The organism is Vreelandella nanhaiensis (assembly GCF_003990185.1).
Classification (GTDB): domain Bacteria; phylum Pseudomonadota; class Gammaproteobacteria; order Pseudomonadales; family Halomonadaceae; genus Vreelandella; species Vreelandella nanhaiensis.
The window spans coordinates 193,333-216,033 of sequence record NZ_RZHF01000014.1; the positions used below are offsets into that span (position 1 = coordinate 193,333).

Here is a 22,701-nt window from a genome sequence, read left to right on the forward strand (position 1 = left end):
CGAAGCTAGGTTAAGGAGCTTTATGTATTTCAATATCTTTTGCCCACTTTAACACGCGCTTACGATCACGTCGGCTGTTCATGCGGTGGGTATCTGCGTGAATGGGGCTTAGTTGGCGTACGGGGTCGGCCTGATAATTCATATAAAAACTGCGCGTAGCGCCGGTAGGCATATCTTCTGAGCCATAAATAGCTATCACGCGTATTTCCAGCTGAAGGTCAGGTTGTTTGATCACGTCATCCTTAATATCCCAATGCTCCGTTAGTCGTTTCAGAATCGATGCAAAAGATTGAATATGGATGTAATTACCTGAGCCAAGCGGTCCTTGATGCGTGCGATAAGCAACCTCGTCTTCTTCATCGCCTTGCTGTTGATATTCCACAATATCGAGCTCATAGCTTCGCTCTGGGGTGTGAAGTACGGCGACAAGGTGCTGAATGTAAATGGCTTCGTTGCTCATGTTGCTGACCAGGCAAAGTGCGTCCAGGCCGACACCTTTGCCTCGATTGATGATAATTCGTGGCCGCCGCTGGCGTGCGTAACCGTTATAAAGCAGTTGTGCGTAGAACATCCATACAAAGAGGGTAAGGATACTGCCAATGGCAGAAATTGCTTGCGCGTTCTCGTTGAGCCATTCCATCGTTGAGATCCTTCTCAAGGAAAAGTGGCAATTGATAAGTAGCTAACGTAGCTTAAAGATTGAGAAAAGTCAGCTATTTGAAACAGCTGATGAATTGCGGGCATAAAAAAATCGGTAAGCAGATGCCGACCGATTGATATGAAGGTAAATAATTTAAAGATAAAGCCTAAAATTGGTGCGGATGGGGAGACTCGAACTCCCACACCTTACGGCACTAGAACCTAAATCTAGCGTGTCTACCAATTCCACCACATCCGCAGAAGACGAGTCGTATATTATCAACTTAGTGGTAAATGTCAATGGCTTTGTGCAACATGCCAGTAAAATCCGCTCATGGGGGAGACGTATGTGGGAATTGCCTGGATGGCAACAAGCCCATCATCGCTTGCGCAAGTCGCTGCCAGGGTATTGCGCATTCTGTTTAGCGCCCGCGCAGCTTGGGCAGGGTTGGTGCAGTACCTGTTTCACCGAATTACCCTGGAATATCCAATGTTGCGAACAGTGTGCTGAGCCGGTAAGCCAGAAAGCCCAGCGTTTATGCGGGCGCTGCTTAAACGAAGAACCCGCACTAACATGCACCCAAGCTAATTTGCTTTATCAGTCACCCATTAAAGAGCTGGTGCACGACTTTAAATTCAATGCGTCGTCCCGGGCTGGCATGCTGCTGGCTGAGCTAATGTTAACCAAGATGCCTTCTCAGCTAGGCACTGCATTATTGGCGGTTCCCATGCACCCGCAAAGAGCGCGTGAACGGGGATTTAATCAGGCCCAATGGTTGGCAGAACAATTATCCCGGCGCACCGGTCTGCCACTTATACGTGCCAAATGCCAAAAGTTGGCCGCCTCGCAACGTACCTTGAATCGGCGCGAACGTGTCGCCAATTTACACGGCGCTTTTAGCCTGACTGGCCCGCTACCGGCGCATATAACCCTCATCGATGATGTCGTCACGACAGGAGCAACCGGCAATGCGCTGGCAGCTGTTGCCCGACAATCGGGTGCCGAGCGTGTTGATATGTGGGCTGTGGCGAGAACGCCTCTGGGAAATAATTGATAAGATGGGCGTTTGGTTATTAAGGAGTGGTTAATGGCACATCTTTTCAGTGCACTTTCACCCGATATGGTCATGTCGGCTGCCGAGTCAGTTGATATCTGGCCGGCTGGTGAGCCTTTTGCCCTTAACAGTTATGAAAATCGCGTGCTGATGTTTCGTGATGACGATTCGCGCCGCTGGGTGATCAAGTTCTACCGCCCAGAGCGTTGGACGGATGCCGCCATTCAGGAAGAACATGATTTTTTACATGAGCTTGAGCAGGCGGGCGTGCCGGTGGTGTCGCCTTGGCGCAATGGAGAAGGCCAGTCGCTGCATCATTATCAGGCGTTTCGGTTTGCGCTGTTTCCTCAGTATGTAGGCCAGGCGCCGGAGCTGGATAATCCGGCACACCTGTATGCGCTTGGCGAAGTGCTGGGGCGGCTGCATAAGGTTTCCCACCGTAAGACGTTTGCGCATCGTGCGAGCCTGGAGCTTGCCAGCGGCATTGAAAACGCCGAGCAGCGTGTGCTGGAAAGCCAGTGGTTGGATAAATTCCAGCGCCGCGCCTATGCATCAGTGATTCAGAAGCTGCAGTGCCTGCTGGCCTCTAAAACGCTGGATAAAGCATCGCTAATTCGTTGCCACGGCGATTGTCATCTGGGTAACGTGCTGGGGCGCGATGAGCAGTTTTCGCTGGTTGACTTTGATGACTGCCTGATGGCGCCAGCCATTCAGGATGTCTGGATGCTGCTGCCGACCGATGAACCGAATGGGTGGAGGGCGCAGCTAAGTGAAATCAGCGAAGGGTATGAGGAGTCGCTCGCGTTTCCTCATGAACAGATGTCCTTGATTGAGCCGTTACGCGCCTATCGGCTGATTCGCCATAGCGCTTGGCTGGTTTCTCGCTGGGACGACCCAGCCTTTCCTCGGGCTTTTCCTTGGATGGCAGAGAGCGGTTATTGGGACCAGCATATTCGCCAGTTGGAGCAGCAGTGTTTACAGTTGGAGCGGCCTATTTGGCTGGCGTGATACTCAATGTTTGAAAAGGGTTAGTAACGCTGCCACGAAGCCTTTAGGTGCGTTAAAATGTTCTTAACCATTGTTTTAAAGAATTCCATAACGTTATATAAGTCTTTTATTGGCTGGTTATGCCATCTGTGAAATAAAGGCTTAGGCACTGTTTATAAGGTTGTTCAACTTGTACGTCCGGGTTGCTGTAAAAAGCCAATAGCCTGTGTTCACGTTGTCACCGTTTTAATGAGGCTTACTATGACCGACGACATCGCCCAGCACTATCGCCAGATTATTACTGCTCTTGGCGAAAACCCGGACCGTGAGGGGCTGCGGGATACGCCCAAACGTGCCGCCAAGGCCATGCAGTTTTTAAACGCAGGCTATCAGCAGTCGCTTGAAGAAATTGTTAATGGCGCGATTTTTGAGTCGCAAACCGATGAGATGGTGCTGGTAAAAAACATTGAGCTTTACTCCATGTGTGAGCATCACCTGCTGCCTTTTATCGGTAAGTGCCATATCGCTTACTTGCCTGATGGCAAGGTGCTTGGGCTTTCAAAATTCGCGCGTATTGTTGATATGTATGCTCGCCGAATGCAAATTCAGGAAAACCTCACGCGTGAAATCGCCGATGCCGTTCAACAGGTAACCGGAGCCAAGGGGGTAGCGGTCGTGATCGAGGCGCGCCACCTGTGCATGATGATGCGTGGCGTGGAGAAGCAGAACTCAAGCATGACATCATCCGTCATGCTGGGTGGTTTCCGCGAAAATCCGGCAACGCGCCAGGAGTTTTTAACGCTGATCAATTAAGCGCGCTGCTCTGCCTTCATGGCAAGGATGTTGGTCAAACACTTGGTTAAATGCGTCGTTTCGTCTTAGCATGAAAGCGTAAATATGAGCCCACAGGGCCATCATTTGGCCAGGAGTCTGTCATGGAAGCGCTGAAAGAGACACAGCTGTATTGCCCCTTTGCCTATATTGACGGCAGTTGGGTGGCAGCTGACAGTGGAGAGCAGATTAACGTTATTAATCCCGCCACCGGCAAGCCGGTGGGGGATATGCCCCGGTTAGGCAAGGCTGAAACCGAGCGTGCCATTGACGCCGCAGATGCCGCCTTGCCCGCCTGGCGCTCACTTACCGCACAAGAGCGCGCCGATCTGCTGCTCAAGTGGCACGACCTGATGCTCGAGCATCAGCATGATCTAGCCCTCCTGATGACTTATGAGCAGGGCAAGCCGGTTAAGGAAGCCGAGGGCGAAATTGCCTATGCGGCAAGCTTTTTACGTTGGTTTGCCGAAGAGGCTCGGCGCATATATGGTGAAACCATACCTGCGGCCAAGGCAAACCAGCGCATTTTGGTAACTAAACAGCCGGTAGGTGTTGTAGGGGCGATTACGCCCTGGAATTTTCCAGCGGCAATGATTACCCGTAAGGCAGGTGCTGCCCTGGCTGCGGGTTGCACTATCGTTGTCAAGCCTGCCAGTCAAACGCCTTTTTCGGCCACAGCATTGGCGTTTCTGGCCGAACGTGCGGGTATACCGCGGGGTGTGTTTAACGTGGTGCCGGGCAGCGCCTCCGATATTGCCGAAGCCTTAACCCAGTCGCCCAAGGTGCGCAAGATTACCTTTACGGGTTCCACGGAAGTGGGGCGTACACTGATGGCGAAAGCCTCTGAGCATGTTCAGAAAATATCCTTGGAGCTGGGCGGTAATGCGCCGTTTATCGTCTTTGAAGATGCCGATCTGGACGCCGCTGTTGAAGGTGCCATGGCGGCCAAGTTCCGCAATGCCGGCCAGACCTGTATTTGCACTAATCGTTTTCTTGTTCAGTCCAGTGTGATCAATGCTTTCTGTGAAAAACTCGCGGTTGCCATGCACAGCGAGCTTCACGTGGGTGATGGTACACAGCCAAACAACAATATTGGCCCACTGATTGATGAGAATGGGGTTAAAAAGGTGAGCGAGCACGTTCAGGATGCAATCGATAAAGGAGCCGAGCTGCTGTTGGGGGGCCATCCGCATCCTTTAGGCGGCAACTTCTTTACGCCTACGCTGATCAGCTTTGCCACGGAAGACATGAAAGTGGCTCAGGAGGAGACGTTTGGCCCATTGGCGGCCGTATTTCCCTTCGATGACGAAGAAACCGCGATTGAAATGGCCAACGATACCCAGTATGGGCTGGCATCCTACTTCTATTCGCGGGACCTTGCCCGCGTGTGGCGCGTTGCTGAAGCGCTTGAGTATGGCATGGTGGGAATCAATACCGGTGCTATTTCCAATGCCACTGCGCCGTTTGGCGGCGTAAAAGCCTCCGGTTTGGGGCGTGAGGGCGGACACCAGGGGCTGGAGGAGTATCTGGAAACCAAGTATCTGTGCATAGATCTTGGCTAGTAACAAGGTGCCTTATAAACCGTGAATAAAAAACGCCTCGCAAGCAGCGCTTGTGAGGCGTTTATGTATACGCAAAAGCGTTAGTGGCGGAAATGGCGCATGCCGGTAAAGACCATGGCAATGCCTGCTTCGTTGGCAGCGTCGATCACTTCCTGATCGCGCATTGAACCGCCGGGCTGGATAACGGCGGTGATGCCTGCAGCGGCCGCAGCATCGATGCCATCACGGAACGGGAAAAAGGCGTCAGACGCCATTACCGAACCGGGAACGGAAAGGTTCTCATCGGCTGCTTTAATGCCCGCAATCTTGGCCGAATACACACGGCTCATTTGGCCTGCGCCCACGCCAATGGTCTGACCCGCTTTGGCGTAAACGATAGCGTTTGATTTAACGAACTTGGCGACCCGCCAGGCAAAGGCTAAATCATTAAGTTCCTGTTCAGTCGGTGCGCGTTTGCTTACCACGGTAAGCTCTTCACGAGTTACCATACCTTGGTCACGCTCTTGTACCAGCAGACCGCCGTTTACCCGTTTGAAATCAAAGGCAGGTTGTGTTTCGCCTGGCCACTGGGCGCTGACATCCAGCAAGCGAACATTCTGCTTTTCAGCAACAATTGCCGCAGCCTCTTCGCTGACGCCAGGGGCGATAATTACTTCAACGAACTGACGGTCAATAATCGCTCGCGCAGTATCGGCCTCAAGCGGCGTGTTAAAAGCAATGATGCCACCAAACGCGCTGGTAGGGTCGGTGGCAAACGCCTTATCGTAGGCATCCAGCGCAGTTTCACCCACGGCAACACCACATGGATTGGCGTGCTTAACGATCACGCAGGCCGTTTCATCAAATGCTTTCACGCACTCAAAAGCAGCATCGGTATCAGCAACATTATTGAAGGAAAGTGGCTTGCCTTGAAGCATCGTTGCCGTGGCAACGCTAGGCTCAGAGGCATAAGGGTCAACATAAAACGCCGCCTGTTGATGGGGGTTTTCGCCGTAGCGCATGTCCTGTTTTTTATGCAATTGCAGGTTGAAGGTACGCGCGAAGGTAGCATCGCTCTCCTTGACCTTGCGGCCCAGGTAGTCGGCAATGGCACCATCGTAGCCTGCAGTGTGCTCAAACGCCTTTACGGCCAAGTCAAAGCGCGTAGCGGTGCTTACTTGTCCATCGTTAGCCGCAAGCTCCTCAAGTACCCGGTTATAGTCCTCGGCATTAACCACAATCGTGGTGAACGCATGGTTTTTGGCGCAGGCGCGTACCATGGTGGGGCCGCCGATATCGATATTTTCGATAGCGTCTTCCAGGGTGCAATCAGGTTTGGCAACGGTGGCTGCAAACGGGTAGAGATTGACGATAACCATATCAATCGGGGTAATGTCGTTTTCAGCCATAACGGCGTCATCCTGACCACGGCGGGCGAGAATACCGCCGTGAATCTTAGGATGCAGCGTTTTTACCCGGCCATCCATGATTTCTGGAAAGCCCGTATGCTCGGAAACTTCGGTAACCGGAATGGCATTTTCCTGAAGCAAGCGGAAAGTACCGCCCGTGGACAGTAGCTCGATGCCGCGCTCGGAAAGGCTGCGGGCGAACTCGACGATGCCGGTTTTATCAGAAACGCTTAACAGCGCGCGGCGAACAGGGGTGGCAGTACTATCAACCATGGATAAGCTCGTATGCAGAGTTGGAAAATAAAAACAACAACGCCCCATTGTTATGGGGCGTCACCTTCGATAAGACCGTAAATCTTGAGTTTCTTGCGCAGCGTACCGCGATTCAATCCCAGTACATCAGCGGCTCGCGTCTGGTTGCCATCGGTATGTTCCAGCACGCAGGCAAGCAGCGGCGCTTCTACTTCGGCCATCACCATGGCGTACAGGTCGGTGGCCTGGCTGCCATCGAGATGCTCGAAGTAGCGGCGCATGGCAGATTCCACGGCCTCTCTTAACGGCTGCGGTGGAGTGCTTGCGGCCGGGTCGGCGAGCGTGCCCGCCAGTCGCGAGGATAGCTCGCTAGACAGAAGATTGCGTTCGTTCATGCAGCATGGCTTCCTTTGGGTAATAGACGCTGGTCAGCGTCAAACGCCATTGCGTCATTAATCCAATCAAATTGTGTTTCAGGTGATGCCAACGCATTAAACTGCTGTTTCAGCTTGCGGCGCTTTGCATCGCAAAATCGCTGATCACTTTCGAGATACCAGCCAATATGCTTACGCGCAATGCGTACACCCATCGTCTCACCATAAAAGGCATGCAGTGCCGCTACATGCTCAATCAGCACGTAACGACGCTCATCAAGGCTTGGCAGAGCCAATCGCTCGCCGTACTGCAGGTAATGGGTTATTTGTTTGAAAATCCAAGGATTGCCCTGGGCGCCACGTCCAATCATTACCGCATTCGCGCCGGTATAACGTAGGACTTCAGCTGCTTTTTCGGGACTTGTAATATCACCATTGGCAATCACAGGGATGGACAGACGCGATTTGATATCCGCAATCGTGTCGTATTCCGCATAACCAGTATAGCGCTGTTCGCGATGTCGGCCATGAACGGCTAATGCCTGGATACCAGCATCTTCCGCGAGCCTGGCTATTCTTACGCCGTTGTTCGATTCAGCGCACCAGCCGGTACGAATTTTCAGCGTAACCGGCACCTCCACCGCCTTGACCACAGTTTCCAGAATATCGGCAACCAACGCTTCATCGCGCAAAAGCGCCGAACCTGCTGCCTTGTTGCAGACTTTTTTAGCCGGGCAGCCCATGTTGATATCGATGATCTGGGCGCCAAGTTCGACATTGAGCCGTGCCGCCTGAGCGAGCATTTCGGCATCACCACCGGCAATTTGAACAACCCGCGGGTCGGGCTCGCCCTGGTGGTCCATACGCAGTTGCGACTTGCGCGTATGCCAAAGGCTAGGGTCTGCAGTGACCATTTCACCTACCACCCAGCCAGCGCCCAGCCTGCGGCATAGCTGGCGAAACGGGCGGTCGGTAACGCCTGCCATAGGTGCCAGTATGACCTGGTTGGGCAGGGTATACGGGCCGATGGCAGTAGTTGATTGAGTGATCAGGGTCATAGTAATGCGCAGTTAGCCAAACGAGTAGGTCGTTTCAAGGGGGCGTATGATACGCCTACTCGACGGCGGGGTGAAGGCCGTATGCCCGATTAACCTGGGCGATGGCCAGTAAGGCGTACCCAGCCTTCGCGAAGTACTGGTTCATCCATTACCAAGCCTTCTGCTTCATAGGCCTTGAGAACATCATCTGCTTGGTTGGCAAGAATGCCTGACAGGGCAAGAAGCCCACTAGGTGCCACATGGCTGGCAATGGTCGGGGCCAACTCAACTAGCGGACCCGCCAGAATATTGGCCGTTACAATGGGGTAGGGGCCGCCCGCGAGTTGCTCGGGGTAGTAAAGCGCAAAATCCTGCTCGGGGATCTGGTTGCGCTCTGCATTATCACGGCTGGCCTGAAGCGCCTGGGGGTCGATATCGGTACCATCGGCATGCTGCGCACCAAGCTTGAGTGCTGCAATGGCCAGAATACCCGAGCCGCAGCCTATATCTAGTACGTGCTTACCATCCAGCTTGCCGTCAACGGCTAGCTGATCAAGCCATTCAAGGCAAAGTGCGGTGGTAGGATGAGTGCCGGTACCAAAGGCAAGGCCGGGATCCAGAATCAGGTTGACCGCGCCCGCTTCAGGCGGCGTAAGCCAGCTAGGAACGATCCATAGCCGTTGGCCCATTTGCAGTGGCGTAAAGTCGTCCATCCACTCGCGCTCCCAGTCCCGGTCGGCTAACAGCTCGTATTCGATAGTGGGGCACGGTTCACCCGGCATCTGTTCGGCCCAAGCGCCTTCAATGCGCGCCAGCATACTCTCCACGCCTTCAAGGTCATCGTAGAGGCCGGTTAAAATGGTATCCTGCCAAAGCGGTGTGGTGCCGCGCTCAGGCTCGAACACCGGATCATCGTGGGCATCCTGAAGCCCAATAGCGGTAGCTCCCTCTTCAAGCAGCAGCTCTTCCAGAAGTTCAGCCTGCTCAGGCGCTACGTGGGCTTTAAGTTGAAGCCAGGGCATGGGGAGTCTCCGCGGTAGGCATAAAACGATAACGGGGTGGGCTTAGCCACCCCGTTGGGTATCACTTTGCAACACTGTCAGACGCTTGCTTTATGTAATATAAGCTTAGTTGGCAAGTTTCTTTTCCAGGTAGTGAATGTTGACACCACCCTGGCGGAAGTTGCTATCGCGTACCAGATCTTTTTGCAGATCGATATTGGTCTTGATGCCTTCAACTAGCAGCTCATCCAGCGCATTGCGCATACGCGTTAACGCGGTTTCACGATCCGCACCCCAGGTAATCAGTTTTCCGATCAGCGAATCATAGTGGGGTGGAACGGTATAGCCTGTATACAGGTGAGAGTCCATACGCACGCCTAAACCGCCCGGTGCGTGGAACAACGTCACTTTACCCGGTGATGGCATGAACGTGCGGGAGTCTTCAGCATTGATCCGGCATTCGAAAGCGTGGCCGTTAAGTTTGACGTCTTCCTGGCGTATCGACAACGGCAGGCCAGAAGCGATGCGCAGCTGCTCTTTAACGATATCGACGCCAGTAACCATTTCGGTAACTGGATGCTCGACCTGTACGCGGGTGTTCATCTCGATAAAGAAGAACTTGCCATCTTCGTACAAAAACTCAAACGTACCGGCGCCGCGGTAGTTGATTTCCAGACAGGCCTGGCGGCAGGCTTCTAGTACGTCAGCTCGTGCCTTGGGATCGATACCGGGCGCCGGGGCTTCTTCCAGTACTTTCTGATGGCGGCGCTGCAGTGAGCAGTCGCGATCATATAGGTGAATGGCGTTGCCCTGGCCGTCAGCCAGTACTTGTACTTCCACGTGACGCGGTTTCTCAAGGAATTTTTCCATGTAAACCGTGCCATCGCCAAACGCGGCTTGGGCTTCGGTGCGTGTAACGCTGATCGAAGACAGCAAGTGAGCTTCTGAATGCACAACCCGCATGCCCCGGCCACCACCGCCAGCGGCGGCTTTGATGATTACCGGGTAGCCAATGCGCTTACCGGTTGCCAGGGTAGCGGCGTCATCATCACCCAGCGGCCCATCGGAGCCTGGAACGGTTGGCACGCCGGCTTTCTTCATGGCCTCAATGGCACTGACTTTATCGCCCATTAAACGAATGGTTTCGGCGCGTGGGCCAATGAAAGCAAAACCCGAGCGTTCAACCTGTTCGGCAAAGTTGGCGTTCTCAGATAAAAAGCCATAGCCTGGGTGAATGGCGCTTGAGTCGGTGACTTCAGCGGCGCTGATCAGCGCGGGGATATTCAAGTAGGATTGGGCCGAGGAGGCCGGGCCAATACAAACTGCTTCATCCGCCAGACGAACATGCATCAGTTCGCGGTCAGCCTTGGAGTGAACCGCCACGGTCTTGATGCCCAGTTCTTTACAGGCCCGTAGAATACGTAGGGCTATCTCGCCGCGGTTCGCGATAAGTACCTTTTCCAGCATGAGAGCGTCCACCCGTGTTGATAAGAAAGATTAAGCGATGACGATCATGGGCTGATCGAATTCCACCGGCTCACCATCTTCCACCAGGATGGCTTCAACCACGCCGTCACGGTCGGCTTCAATCTGGTTCATCATTTTCATCGCTTCCACGATGCACACGGTGTCACCCTGTTTAACGGTATCACCTACTTCCACAAAGGATTTCGCACCGGGCGCCGGGCTGCGATAGAACGTACCTACCATAGGTGAATTAACGGCCTCGCCACGGAAGCTTGCACCTGCTGGCTCTACATCAACACCTGGTGCCGGTGTGGCGGCGGCAGGTGCAGGCGCTGCATAGGGCTGCGCGTATTGGGGCATCGGCTGGGGCTGCCAGGTAGCGCCATTTGGATGGCGGCTAATACGTACTGATTCTTCGCCTTCCTGAATTTCAATCTCGCTAATATTCGATTCTTCGAGCAGCTCAATCAGTTTTTTAACTTTGCGAATATCCATGGTGTCGCCCCATTAATGTGTGAATGTTGTTGCCTAGTACGCGTGACGTGTACCGAAAAAGCAATGGTTGAGTGTGCAGTAAACCATTTTAAAAAAAGAAGAGAACGCTGCATGTTAGCGAACGTTACCTCTCTTACAGCTCAAAATTGCGGATTTAACTAAGATGGAAGCGGAGTTTGCCGAAAAAGTAGGACCATGTCCAGCCTGTGACGCGTACACAACTAATGCTAAGCGCGAGGTTCGCAAAGTTTGCAAGTTATAGCGCTTTAATCGTTCCTGCGGCGCGACCAGCATGTTGCTAGCTTGATAGCCACTGTTTTAGCGATGTTAGATGCTCAGCAAGCTCATTGGCCGTAGCCTCTCCTTGGATGCGTGCCTCGCGAATTTCTTGGCCCTGATCAAAAAAAAGCAGGCTGGGGGGGCCGAAGAGCTGAAACTGGCTAAGCAGTGTTCGGCTTTCTTCAGTGGTGTCGGTCACATCAACTGAAATAAGCGTAAAGCCCTTTAGCGCCGCTACTACGCGTGGGTCCGGGTAGACATCGCGTTCCATGATCTTGCATGAAATGCACCAGTCAGCTGTGATATGCACAAAAGCGGGCTGATTAATGCTTTTGGCTTGGTCAAGCGCTGCAGAAAGTTTGTCCAGGCTATCTACGCTGACAAACTCAGGCGCGGTGTTTGGCGCTTGCTGGACATTGCCTGAAAAGCTTAAGGGGCGCAGGGGGTTGCTGTTTCCCTGAGCGGCACCCAGAACTAGTGCGAACCCCCAGGCCAGCAGTATTAACCCCAGCGTTTGTCGGGCGCGTGACCAACCCAACGGATAGTTGAAATTCAGAGCGCCTAGAGCAAGTGCACTGCCAATAGTCAGGCCGGCCCAAAGCAGCAGGCTGACTGGGCCGGCCACTAAGCGCTCAATCATCCAGATAGCAACGCCCAATAACAATAGCCCAAATGCGATCTTGACCCCGTTCATCCACGCACCGGTGCGGGGCAGTAGCGTGACGCCTAGAGTGCCAACCAGCAGTAACGGTAGGCCCATGCCCAGGCCTAATGCAAACAGTACGGCGCCCCCGATGAGTGCATCACCTGTTGAAGAAATAAATACCAGGGCACCCGCCAAAGGGGCGGTTACGCAGGGCGAGACCACTAATACGGAAAGCGCGCCTGCCAGAGCTAGCCCGCCAGGGCCGCTTTTTTGAGCACGCGCCTGCCAGGCATCAATACGGTTAGTGAGCCGCGGCGAAAAGCGCAATTCGAAGGCGCCAAACATGGCCAGTGCAAACAGCGTGAATAAAAGAGCAAACGTAATCAACACCGGCGCTGACTGAAGGCGGGCCTGCAAATTGAGGCCAGCTCCAAATAGCCCCATTAATACGCCAACCAGCGCATAGGTAACTGCCATGCCCAGCACATAACTGGCCGAGAGCACGAAGGCGCGCGGCCGAGTAGGATTCTGGCCGACGATAACCGAGGACAAAATTGGCAGCATGGGCAAAACGCAGGGCGTAAACGTAAGCCCTAGCCCAGCAATGAAAAAGAGCCCTAGTGCCAAGGGCAAGCTTGCTTCGCTCAATAAGGTGCTAAAACGGCTATCGGCGCTTTGTGGTGTGTTTAATGATGGGCGCGCTGAAGGATTATTATCAGGCGCCTTGTCAATATTGGTCTCTGCATTTGCATCCAGCCATGCGGCGTACTCAGCCGGCGGCTCTGATTCAGCGGCTTGCAGGGTTACGCGTTCGGGAGGGTAGCAAAGGCCGGCATCGGCACAGCCTTGGAAGGTGAGTTCCACATCAATTGGGCCTGAGTAGACATCAACAAGCGGTGTCTCAAACACCAATTGATCACGAAAGATATATACATCACCCAGAAATTCATCTGTAGTAAACGTGCCTTCTGGAAGAACCGGTTCGCCCAGGCTTACGGGAGGTGTTTGGCTTTCAATCGCAAACTGGTGTCGATAAAGGTAGTAGCCTTCGGCACTATCCACACCAATATAAAGCGTTTTGCCGTCGTGCCAGGCAGTAGGCTGAAAGGCCTCCATGACCGGCAGGAATTGGTCATTTTGGCTAGATGTAAACCATTGCGCGTGGGCCAGTAGCGGTAACCAGCAAAGCAGCAGAAATAAACCGAGGCGTTTCATGGATAACACGAAATATCCTTAACGGCGATGTAACTGAAGAGTGACCATAATAAGGTGGCGTATGAGAAGGCGGGTATTTAAATCGCCCCGCTTCAAGGGCGGTCAAATAACTAAGCCGCGCAACCTCTGCCGCATATATAAGAAGGCCACCTAAAAGGCGGCCTTCTTAAGAGACAAACAGCGGCGTTTAGTTCACTTACGCTTTTTGGTACGCCGCAGCTGCTTTCTCGATAGCCTTGCGAGCGGCTTCAACGCCTTCCCAAGACTCAACCTTGACCCACTTGCCTTTCTCAAGATCCTTGTAGTTCTCGAAGAAGTGCGCAATTTGCTGACGCAGCAGCTCAGGCAGGTCGGTAACTTCTTGGACGTCGTCATACAACGTGCTGAGTTTAGGGTGCGGCACGCATACCAGCTTGGCATCCTCACCGGCTTCATCAGTCATGTTCAGAATGCCGATGGGACGCGCACGGATAATGCTACCTGGCGCTACCGGATGCGGAGTGACGACCAGTGCATCTAACGCATCGCCATCATCGGCCAGCGTATGAGGAATAAATCCATAGTTGGCGGGATAGAACATCGGGGTTGCCATGAAACGGTCAACCAGCAGGGCGCCCATGTCTTTATCAATTTCGTACTTGATAGGAGCATGGTTCGCAGGAATCTCGATCGCCACATAAATATCGTTCGGCAAATCCTTTCCAGCAGGGATGTTATCGAAGTTCATCGTTGAGTCCTTAAGGGTCCTTGGGTGTTGCAGTGGCTAAGCAATTGATGCGTTGCACGAATATTCAGGAATTATACGAAGATGGCTGTACGATTACCAATGCAACAGATTACCAATGCAATATAGGTGCAGGGGCGCGTTGCTGATTAAGAGTAGCGGTAATTTGCTTTTATAGCAGGGATAGCGACGTTTGGTGGGCATCCTAAGTGCGCCGTTGCGTGTATCATAACGGCTTTGAAAGTCTTTAGAGCGATTAGCCAAGGAGGATGAGTGGGGCATGCCCAGTTGCTAATCAGTTATGGTCAGGCGTTTGTTGCTCCCGACAGGCGTTTGCATCGCAGCTCCATGTCGGTGCGATTTCCTGATGCACCGCTGTTGAAAGTAAAAGGAGGGTGTGCGGTTATCAGCGACTCCGTTTCACGCAATACGCTGGCCAAGCAGGCCGGCGACTTGAGCGTGCGCGGCTTTTTGGCAGACTACTTTTCCACGCCCGACCATTGGGATACCAAGACATCGGCAACGCGGGTATTGCGTGCCCTCAACAGCTGGTGCTACAGCCAGAGCCAGCATGTCAAAGAGGGTGGGTTTGTTTCCTCGATGTCGGTCATCGTGTTTCGCAAGCGCGAAGCCCATTTGTTTCATATGGGCGATACGCTGGTGTTTCGCCTGCGCGGGGCTGAATTCGAGCAGCTGACCCGTGATCACACAACGGATATAGGCGGTTACCACTATCCTTCCCGGGCGCTGGGGATGGATGGCAGTGTGGACATTGACTACACCCACCTGGGACTCAAGCAGGGCGATATCTTCCTGTTCACCACACGAGCTGTACGCGGCACGCTTTTACCCTCGGATTATGTGCGCCTGATTCGCCAGGATGTCAGCGACCTGGATGCCGCCTGCGAACGCCTAGCCAGTGAGGCCAAGCAGCGCGCTCAGGAGCGTGGGTACGGTGGCGACCAGTTCTGTTTTCAACTGGTGCGTATTGATGAGCTTCCCGAAGAGTCTCCGGACGACCCCGGCTTGATTTACGGTGACCTGCCGATTCCGCCGGAGTTGGCGCCCGGCGAGCGCCTGGATGGTTTGGAAATCATTGATGTGTTGTCGCGCAATGCTCAGTCTCGGGTGTATCGCGTGCGGGACGTGTATACCGAACGCGAGATGGTCATGAAGGCGCCAAGCCCCGAGCTTTCACTGCGTAACGCCTACCTGGAGCACTTTTTACTTCAGCAGTGGGTGGTAGAGAGGGTCAATTCGCCCTTCGTTGTGAAAGTGGTGAAGCCGTCAAGGCCGCGCCGCTATCTTTACTACCTGATGCAGCATGTGGAAGGCGAGACGCTTCGCCAATGGGCCGAGCGGCACCCACAGGCCAGTCTGGTCCAGCGGCTGGATATTGCTAACCAGCTAGGCAAAGCCGTGCAGGCGCTCCACCACCGGGATATTATTCATCAGCAGATTACCCCGGATAATATTTTGATCGATACCCACGGCCAGCTGATACTGAACGACTTTAGCGCCTGTCATATGCGCGAGGTGGATGGCCACCGACACTCGGGCGAGCTGCTGCGACAAATTGGTTTTAATGAGCACACCGCCCCTGAGTACGCCTTAGGTGACAGTACCGGGCGCCGCAGCGATCAGTACTCCCTGGCTTCGACCGTGTATTGGCTGTTAACGGGAGCACTGCCTTACCAACTGACCCCGAATAAGCTGCGCAGCCATACGGACCTTGAAGAACTTAACTATCGAAGCTCGCGCAATCATAATCCGGAAATACCTCCTGAGCTGGATGATGCCTTGCGCCGCGCGCTGGATCCGCAGCGAGCACTGCGTTTTAGGCGTTTGTCAGAGTTTCTTCATGCCTTGCGGCGGCCGCTGGGCCGCTCAGGCCAACGTGAAGCCAGCCTCCAGGAGCCTAGACGTCATTTCTGGCAGGGCGTAGCGGGCGTTTTATTGCTTTTGTTGGTGCTTTCTTGGCTACTGCGTTGAGGCGCATGGAAAATGCCGATAATACAAAACGGGCATGAGATAACTCATCGCCCGTTTTAATTACCGCTACACTTGGCCTAAATGGCCAGTGTGATATTACAGCGTGAACGTGGGAAGTTTTTGCTCAACCTTGGCAAGTTTGAGCTTTGCCACTTTTGGCAAACCATTCTCAAACGGAGGGAAGTCTTCGCCTTGAATCAGCGGCGAGAGATACTCGCGGCAGGCTTGGGTAATCGCAAAGCCGCTTTCGCTGATAAAGTCCCGCGGCATAAACTTTTCCTGGTTGGCAATTTGCGCTAATGGCGCGGAAATCACGTCCCACTGATAGGGCGACTGAGAAACACGCCGAATCGCTGGCATCATCGAGTTTTTACCTGCCAGCGCCAGCGCCACGGCTTCACGGCCGACGGCGTAAGCCTGTTCAACGTCGGTTTTGGAAGCCAAATGACGGGCTGCCCGCTGCAGGTAGTCGGCCACCGCCCAGTGGTACTTATAGCCCAGGTCCTGCTTGATCATGCCCGCAAGCGTTGGCGCGACACCGCCTAGCTGGCGATGGCCAAAGGCATCGGTATTGCCCGCGTCGGCCAGGAATGTGCCATCTTCATAGCGTGCCCCTTCGGATACAACAATTACGCAGTAGCCGTACTGTTTAACGCTTTCCTCAACACGTGCCATAACCGCTTTTCGATTAAAGGCAACTTCAGGGAAAATAATCAAATGGGGCGGCTCGCCTTCACCTTCTCCGGCGAGGCCGCCTGCTGCAGCAATCCAGCCTGCATGACGCCCCATGACTTCAAGCACAAATACCTTGGTGGACGTAGCGCACATCGAGGCGATATCCAGCGATGCCTCGCGAGTAGAGGTGGCAATATATTTGGCGACGCTACCGAAGCCCGGACTGTTATCCGTAATAGGCAGGTCGTTATCCACGGTTTTAGGAACATGGATAGCGGTCAGCGGATAGCCGAGTTTTTCAGAAAGCTGAGAAATCTTAAGGCAGGTGTCAGCGCTGTCGCCGCCACCGTTATAGAAGAAGTAACGGATATCGTGAGCTTTGAATACTTCAATCAGGCGTTCGTACTGGGCACGATGTGTATCTATATCTTTTAACTTATAGCGACAAGAGCCAAACGCACCGCCGGGCGTATGGCGTAATGCGGCAATAGCTTCATCGCTTTCCTGGCTTACATCGATAAGATCTTCAGTCAACGCGCCAATAATACCGTTGTGACCGGCATATACCTTGCCAATCTGCTCGGGCGCCTGACGGCAAGCTTCGATAACGCCACAGGCGCTGGCGTTAATAACGGCGGTAACGCCGCCTGACTGGGCGTAAAAAGCATTATGCTGAGCCATTGAAACGTCTCATCTCTTGAAAGCGAAAAAGTGGAGCACGCAGAAAGTGTTAAACACGTTCACTACCGGTGCCTCAAAGTGGCGAAGTTTAGCGTAAAGCGATAATAGCTGCATCCAACTAACGGCTTATTCTCTCTCGTCCAAATCCTGTTCGCGTTGGGCTAAACGCCAGCCGCCTAGGTCCTTGTAACGGTTAACCATGGCACAAAAAAGCTCGGCGGTGCGCTCTGTATCGTAACGCGCGGAATGGGCCGCTTTATTATCAAACTCGATGCCCGCCGCGCGGCAGGCCCGGGCCAGCACCGTCTGACCGTAAACCAGGCCGGCAAGGGTTGCGGTGTCAAAACTGGAAAAGGGATGGAACGGGTTGCGTTTAACGTTACAGCGGTTGGCGGCTGCGTTGAGAAAGCCCTGATCAAAGGCGGCGTTGTGGCCAACCAGAATGGCCCTTGAACAGCCATGGGCTTTTATCGATTTGCGTATTGGACGAAAGATTTCACCCAACGCCTCAGATTCGCTAAGCGCTACCTGGCGACGCAGCGGGTCATCAAGATTGATGCCGGTAAAATCAAGCGCGGACTGCTCAACATTGGCGCCTTCAAAAGGCTGAATATGGTAGGCATAGGTCGCATCAGGCAGCAGATTTCCTTCCGGGTCCATGGTGAGCGTGACGGCTGCAATCTCAAGCACGGCATCACTTTGGGCATTAAAGCCACCCGTTTCTAAATCAATGACAACCGGAAGATAACTGCGAAAACGTTGGGCCATTAATTCGCGGGCAATTGCCTCGCTCATGCAGCTCTCCTTAGTAAAGCGAGTAATCGGTCAAAAATGGGCGGCAAGCCACCTCTTCGATGGTGTGATTCTAGCAGCTTTCTCCTTAAGGCGTCGTTGACGGTATTCGCTGAGCATAGAGAACGCTATACTCGGAGTTTATATCGACATGCGGTGCGATGGCTGGCGCTGCATTTTCTGGTGAAATTGCTTTTATAAAAAGGAGCAAAGAATGTCCGATGTCAAAAAGGTTGTGCTGGCATATTCAGGCGGCCTGGACACATCTGTAATCGTTAAGTGGTTGCAAGAAACTTACAACTGCGAGGTGGTGACCTTTACTGCCGACATCGGTCAAGGCGAAGAAGTCGAGCCGGCACGCGCGAAGGCACAGGCGCTGGGTGTTAAAGAGATTTATATTGAAGACCTGCGTGAAGAGTTTGTTCGCGACTACGTCTACCCGATGTTCCGTGCCAACACGATCTACGAAGGTGAGTACCTGCTGGGTACCTCGATTGCTCGTCCGCTGATCGCCAAGCGCTTGATCGAAATCGCCAATGAAACCGGCGCGGACGCCATTTCCCACGGTGCCACCGGTAAAGGTAACGACCAGGTGCGCTTTGAACTGGGCGGCTACGCGCTCAAGCCCGGCGTTAAAGTCATTGCACCATGGCGTGAATGGGATCTGACCTCGCGTGAAAAGCTGATGGCTTATTGCGAAGAGCACAATATCCCGGTCGATTTTTCCAACAAAAAGAAAAAATCTCCCTATTCAATGGATGCCAACCTGCTGCATATCTCTTATGAAGGCGGCATTCTGGAAGACCCGTGGGCCGAAGCTGAAGACGATATGTGGCGCTGGAGCGTTTCTCCAGAAGCGGCACCCGATCAGCCTACCTACGTCGAGCTGACGTTTGAGAAAGGCGATATCGTGGCGATCGACGGCGAAGCTCTCAAGGCTCACGAAGTGCTTGAAAAGCTTAACAAGGTGGGCGGTGACAACGGCATCGGCCGTCTGGATATTGTCGAGAACCGCTACGTGGGCATGAAGTCGCGCGGTTGCTACGAAACCCCGGGGGGCACCATCATGCTGCGCGCTCACCGGGCAATCGAGTCACTGACGCTTGACCGCGAAGAGGCTCACCTGAAAGATCAGCTAATGCCAAAATACGCAGAAGTGATCTACAACGGTTATTGGTGGAGTCCTGAGCGCCGTATGCTGCAAGCGGCCATTGATGAAACCCAGAAGAACGTTTCGGGCGTTGTGCGCATGAAACTCTATAAGGGCAATGCCACCGTCGTAGGGCGCAAGTCCGAGCAATCACTCTTCGATGAGTCTATTGCCACGTTTGAAGACGACGCGGGTGCTTACAACCAGAAAGACGCGGAAGGCTTTATCAAGCTGAACGCGCTGCGTTTGCGCATTGCGGCAGGTAAAGGTCGCCAACAGAGCTGATCCCAATAAAAGCGGCAGGGCTTCTCTGCCGCTTTTTAACACGGTAGGAGCCGGTATGTTAAAAAAGCTGTTATCAGGACTTTTTGGCGGGGAGCGTGAAAAAACTCCCAAGGCCAACGTGAAAGCCGCTGAGCCGGTTGAATATAAAGGTTATTCAATCGTGTCAAAGCCTGATCAGCAGAGCGGCCAATACCGTGTCAGCGGCTACATCAGCCAGGCAAATATGAGCGGTGAACCCCGCGAACATCGATTTGAGCGCTCGGATATGCTGCCAAGCCGTGAGGCTTGTGATGCGATGATGGTTACCAAAGCGCAGCGCTATATTGATGAAGTGGGCGAGGCAATGTTTGAACCCGACCCTCGTCAAGCAGGTGGGGATCCGACGCCAGTAAAAGGCATCCAATAGCGCTAGACATTAACATAACGCTCGCCAATCAAGCTTTTTTAGTCGATTGAGGCTTCAGGAAGCTCAAGAATAAAACAGGCCCCCTTGAGTACTTGCGGGTCTTCCACCCAGAGCTTGCCGCCAAGGTGAGTGGCAATTGCCCGGCTGATGGGTAGCCCCAACCCGCTACCTTTAGGGCGTTGGCTGGTTAATTGATCATTCGCTTGCAACTGGTGAAATTTCTCGAAAACCAGTTCGCGTGCATTCTCTGCTATACCTACTCCATTATCTTCAACGCACAGGTAGACATGCTGCTCCTTTTTATAAAGCCGCAGAAGAATTCGCGGGTCTGTGGGGTTAGCAAACTTACTGGCGTTATCCAGCAAATTGAGAATGATTTGCTCCAGGCGGTCGGCGTCGCCTACTACCTGGGCCGGGCGTTCGTCGATGGAAACGTCAAGACGAATATTGCGATCCTCATGAAGTCTGGCCACTGTCTCCACGCTATGATCCGCCAGTGCCGCTAGATCCAGAGGCATCGCATGCAGTGACATACGACCACTTTCCAGCTGGGCAAGATCCAGTATTTCGTCAATCAGTCTTGAAAGGCGCTGGCTTTCAAGCACCATAACACTTAGGAAATGCTGTCGCTTTGGCTCGGCAATGCCGGGTTGGCTTGCCAGAATTTCTGCGAACGCGCGGATTGACGTTAGAGGCGTACGCAGCTCATGACTCACCATGGCCACAAATTCGTCCTTTAAACGATCAAGTTCGCGCAGTCGATTGTTGGCACTTTGCAAGTCATTTCCAATGCGCGCCAGCTCATCGGATTTCTGTTTTAACCTTCGGTTGTACTCCAGAGTTTGGGTAGTGGTATCCAGCATGCTCAATAAGGATTCGATATCCAGTGCTTCTCCTCGAACCACCGAGTTGATGAGTACGCGAGCCGATGCATTGCCTAAGGAACCCGCCAGGGCCTGTTCAGCGCGCATGATCAAATCATCAGACGCTGGTCGATCCTGTTGGTCTAACTCAAAATGATTCGAATGCTTTTTAAAAACCCTCTGGGCTGCATTAAGGCCCAGATAGCGAACCAGCAACTCGTGCAGGGCGCCTTGGGTAGTTTGCCCACGTTGAAGTGCCGTAGTCGGCAAATTGGGGTGCAGCGCTTCAGTAAATAGAGCAGCCTGAGTCTGCTCGAGGGGCGTAGGGCGCGTAAACAGAGAAATACCCACAAGCAGGCTTGCATTGATGAGCATGCTCCAAAGCAGCGAGTGGCTATAGATATCCCAGCCATCAAGTCCAAGCAGCGCGTAGGGCGTAAGCCAGCTAACTCCCCAGGGGCCATCTGTCAGTAGAGCCGTATCCAGCCAACCGGATTGAGCAAAGCCAGGCAGTAGTAGGGTATAGCCCCAAGTAAGAAACCCGGCGATCAAACCGACCATGGCACCGCGTTGTGTGGCACCCCGCCAGTAAAGGCCAATAAGCAGGGCAGGCGCAAACTGGGCAGCGCCTACAAACGATACCAATCCGATAGTCACCAGACTGTAGGTGTCACCAATAAGGGCATGGTAGAGATAGCCCAGCAGCAGAATGAGCACGATCGCCACGCGGCGTATTCTCAACAGCCAGTGGGCAAGCTCACCAGTGCTTCCCACATGAAGTTTTTTGAAGCGCAACAAAAGTGGCATGACCAGCTGATTACTGACCATGGTGGAAAGCGCGATGGTTTCGACAATCACCATACCGGTGGCAGCCGAGAGCCCGCCGATAAAAACCAGTAAAGGCAGGCCTTCAAGCCCTGCAGAAAGCGGTAGGATAAGCACAAAGCTATCGGGGTCGCCTGCATCCAGTAGTAAACCTGCCAGCGCAATGGGAATGACAAACAAGTTGATTAACAGCAGGTAAAGCGGGAACAGCCAGCTGGCACGGGCCAAATGCTGTTCATCCACGTTCTCTACCACAAGTACCTGAAATTGGCGGGGTAGGGTTAAAAAAGCCAAAAAGGCAAGAATGAACATTCCTACCCAGCCAGTAACGCCGCCCGGCACGCTCTCCAGATGCATTAGTTTACTTAAAGCTGGCGTTTCAGCGACCTGGGCAAACAGCGCGCCTGGGCCCTCAAACAGACTAAAAACGACAAAGATACCCACGGCCAGGAACGCCACCAGTTTGACCAATGATTCAAGGGCAATGGCTGCAACCATTCCTTCATGGCGTTCGCTGGCATCCAGGTAGCGCGTGCCGAATAGAATGATAAATACAGCCAGTACCAGTGCGACCCAAAGTGATCGGTCCATCCAGAAACGTTCGTTATATAAGATCGACTCAGCGCTTTGTGGATAGCTGATAAGTACCGCGTGGCTTACGGTAATGGCTTTTAATTGCAGTGCAATATACGGGGTAATGGTAATCAGTGAAATCAACGCGACCAACGCACCAAGGCCGGTGCTTTTACCATAGCGGGCACTTATAAAATCGGCGATGGAAGTGATGCGCTGGCGTGCGGCGATACGCACCATCTTGCGAATAATAAACGGCGACAGCAGCATCGCAACTGTTGGTCCCAGGTAGATAAGCAGGAAGCTGGGGCCAAACTGAGCTGCTCGGCCCACACTGCCATAAAAGGTCCAGGCCGTGCAGTAAACGGCAATGGACAGCGCGTAAACTGTTGGTGAGCCAATAATGGAACGGCCTTGTTCGGCCCGTCGGTCTCCCCAGGCGGCAACCAGAAATAGCAGGCCCAGGTAGCCAAACACGGCACCGAGTAGCAATACATCGGTTCGCAT

19 protein-coding genes and 1 tRNA gene are annotated in these 22,701 nt (G+C 53.4%); 7 read left to right on the forward strand and 13 right to left on the reverse strand.

Going from position 1 to position 22,701, the window contains the following annotated elements:
* Positions 1–10: 10 nt before the first annotated feature.
* Positions 11–640: a hypothetical protein gene (locus ELY38_RS09845; RefSeq protein WP_127061789.1), complete on the reverse strand. Its 630-nt coding sequence runs from the start codon at positions 638–640 to the stop codon at positions 11–13.
* Between the two features lie 173 nt (positions 641–813).
* Positions 814–898, reverse strand: a tRNA-Leu gene (locus ELY38_RS09850).
* 88 nt (positions 899–986) lie between these two features.
* Between ELY38_RS09850 and ELY38_RS09855 the strand changes: the two genes are divergently transcribed.
* From ELY38_RS09855 to ELY38_RS09870, 4 genes are all read left to right on the forward strand, one after another.
* Positions 987–1,694: a ComF family protein gene (locus ELY38_RS09855; protein WP_222845141.1), complete on the forward strand. Its 708-nt coding sequence runs from the start codon at positions 987–989 to the stop codon at positions 1,692–1,694.
* 33 nt (positions 1,695–1,727) lie between these two features.
* On the forward strand, positions 1,728–2,702 hold the full coding sequence (locus ELY38_RS09860; protein ID WP_127061791.1) for a serine/threonine protein kinase: 975 nt from the start codon (positions 1,728–1,730) through the stop codon (positions 2,700–2,702).
* 240 nt (positions 2,703–2,942) lie between these two features.
* On the forward strand, positions 2,943–3,494 hold the full coding sequence (gene folE / locus ELY38_RS09865) for a GTP cyclohydrolase I FolE (RefSeq protein ID WP_127061793.1): 552 nt from the start codon (positions 2,943–2,945) through the stop codon (positions 3,492–3,494).
* 122 nt (positions 3,495–3,616) lie between these two features.
* On the forward strand, positions 3,617–5,074 hold the full coding sequence (locus tag ELY38_RS09870) for an NAD-dependent succinate-semialdehyde dehydrogenase (RefSeq protein ID WP_127061795.1): 1,458 nt from the start codon (positions 3,617–3,619) through the stop codon (positions 5,072–5,074).
* Between the two features lie 80 nt (positions 5,075–5,154).
* Here ELY38_RS09870 and purH read toward each other — a convergent pair whose 3' ends face one another.
* The 8 genes from purH to ppa all read right to left on the reverse strand — a co-directional run bounded on the left by purH (position 5,155) and on the right by ppa (position 13,955).
* Positions 5,155–6,735 carry a bifunctional phosphoribosylaminoimidazolecarboxamide formyltransferase/IMP cyclohydrolase gene (gene purH, locus ELY38_RS09875; RefSeq protein WP_127061802.1) on the reverse strand — a complete coding sequence of 527 codons (1,581 nt, stop codon included), beginning with the start codon at positions 6,733–6,735 and terminating at the stop codon, positions 5,155–5,157.
* Positions 6,736–6,785: 50 nt separating this feature from the next.
* Entirely contained in the window at positions 6,786–7,109 is a 324-nt protein-coding gene (gene fis, locus ELY38_RS09880) for a DNA-binding transcriptional regulator Fis (protein ID WP_127061804.1), read from the reverse strand.
* Complete coding sequence (gene dusB / locus ELY38_RS09885; RefSeq protein WP_127061806.1) at positions 7,106–8,146, reverse strand: tRNA dihydrouridine synthase DusB; 1,041 nt, start codon at positions 8,144–8,146, stop codon at positions 7,106–7,108. The genes fis and dusB overlap by 4 nt, the downstream gene beginning before the upstream one ends.
* 89 nt (positions 8,147–8,235) lie before the next feature.
* Positions 8,236–9,147, reverse strand: a complete 912-nt coding sequence (gene prmA / locus ELY38_RS09890; RefSeq protein ID WP_127061808.1) for a 50S ribosomal protein L11 methyltransferase — start codon at positions 9,145–9,147, stop codon at positions 8,236–8,238.
* Positions 9,148–9,252: 105 nt separating this feature from the next.
* Positions 9,253–10,593, reverse strand: coding sequence for an acetyl-CoA carboxylase biotin carboxylase subunit (gene accC, locus ELY38_RS09895; RefSeq protein ID WP_127061810.1), 1,341 nt, complete (start codon positions 10,591–10,593; stop codon positions 9,253–9,255).
* A 30-nt stretch (positions 10,594–10,623) separates the two neighbouring features.
* A complete protein-coding gene (gene accB, locus ELY38_RS09900; RefSeq protein ID WP_127061812.1) occupies positions 10,624–11,088 on the reverse strand; it encodes an acetyl-CoA carboxylase biotin carboxyl carrier protein in 465 nt (154 codons plus the stop codon).
* Positions 11,089–11,386: 298 nt separating this feature from the next.
* Positions 11,387–13,228 (reverse strand): protein-disulfide reductase DsbD, encoded by a 1,842-nt coding sequence (dsbD, locus tag ELY38_RS09905; RefSeq protein WP_422822328.1) that lies wholly within the window; start codon positions 13,226–13,228, stop codon positions 11,387–11,389.
* A gap of 196 nt (positions 13,229–13,424) precedes the next feature.
* Positions 13,425–13,955, reverse strand: a complete 531-nt coding sequence (gene ppa / locus ELY38_RS09910; protein WP_127061816.1) for an inorganic diphosphatase — start codon at positions 13,953–13,955, stop codon at positions 13,425–13,427.
* 270 nt (positions 13,956–14,225) lie between these two features.
* Between ppa and ELY38_RS09915 the strand changes: the two genes are divergently transcribed.
* Positions 14,226–15,944: a bifunctional protein-serine/threonine kinase/phosphatase gene (locus tag ELY38_RS09915; protein WP_127061817.1), complete on the forward strand. Its 1,719-nt coding sequence runs from the start codon at positions 14,226–14,228 to the stop codon at positions 15,942–15,944.
* A 96-nt stretch (positions 15,945–16,040) separates the two neighbouring features.
* Here the strand turns inward: ELY38_RS09915 and ELY38_RS09920 are convergent, their stop codons facing one another.
* Together ELY38_RS09920 and rnt are read right to left on the reverse strand one after the other, a co-directional pair.
* Positions 16,041–17,300, reverse strand: a complete 1,260-nt coding sequence (locus ELY38_RS09920; protein ID WP_127061819.1) for a 6-phosphofructokinase — start codon at positions 17,298–17,300, stop codon at positions 16,041–16,043.
* A gap of 126 nt (positions 17,301–17,426) precedes the next feature.
* Complete coding sequence (gene rnt / locus ELY38_RS09925) at positions 17,427–18,095, reverse strand: ribonuclease T (protein ID WP_127061821.1); 669 nt, start codon at positions 18,093–18,095, stop codon at positions 17,427–17,429.
* Positions 18,096–18,306: 211 nt separating this feature from the next.
* Between rnt and ELY38_RS09930 the strand changes: the two genes are divergently transcribed.
* Together ELY38_RS09930 and ELY38_RS09935 are read left to right on the forward strand one after the other, a co-directional pair.
* A complete protein-coding gene (locus tag ELY38_RS09930) occupies positions 18,307–19,527 on the forward strand; it encodes an argininosuccinate synthase (protein ID WP_127061823.1) in 1,221 nt (406 codons plus the stop codon).
* A 55-nt stretch (positions 19,528–19,582) separates the two neighbouring features.
* Positions 19,583–19,933, forward strand: a complete 351-nt coding sequence (locus tag ELY38_RS09935) for an HlyU family transcriptional regulator (protein ID WP_127061825.1) — start codon at positions 19,583–19,585, stop codon at positions 19,931–19,933.
* A 38-nt stretch (positions 19,934–19,971) separates the two neighbouring features.
* On the opposite strand, the gene ELY38_RS09940 is transcribed toward ELY38_RS09935, so the two are convergent.
* Positions 19,972–22,701 (reverse strand): sensor histidine kinase, encoded by a 2,730-nt coding sequence (locus ELY38_RS09940; RefSeq protein ID WP_127061827.1) that lies wholly within the window; start codon positions 22,699–22,701, stop codon positions 19,972–19,974.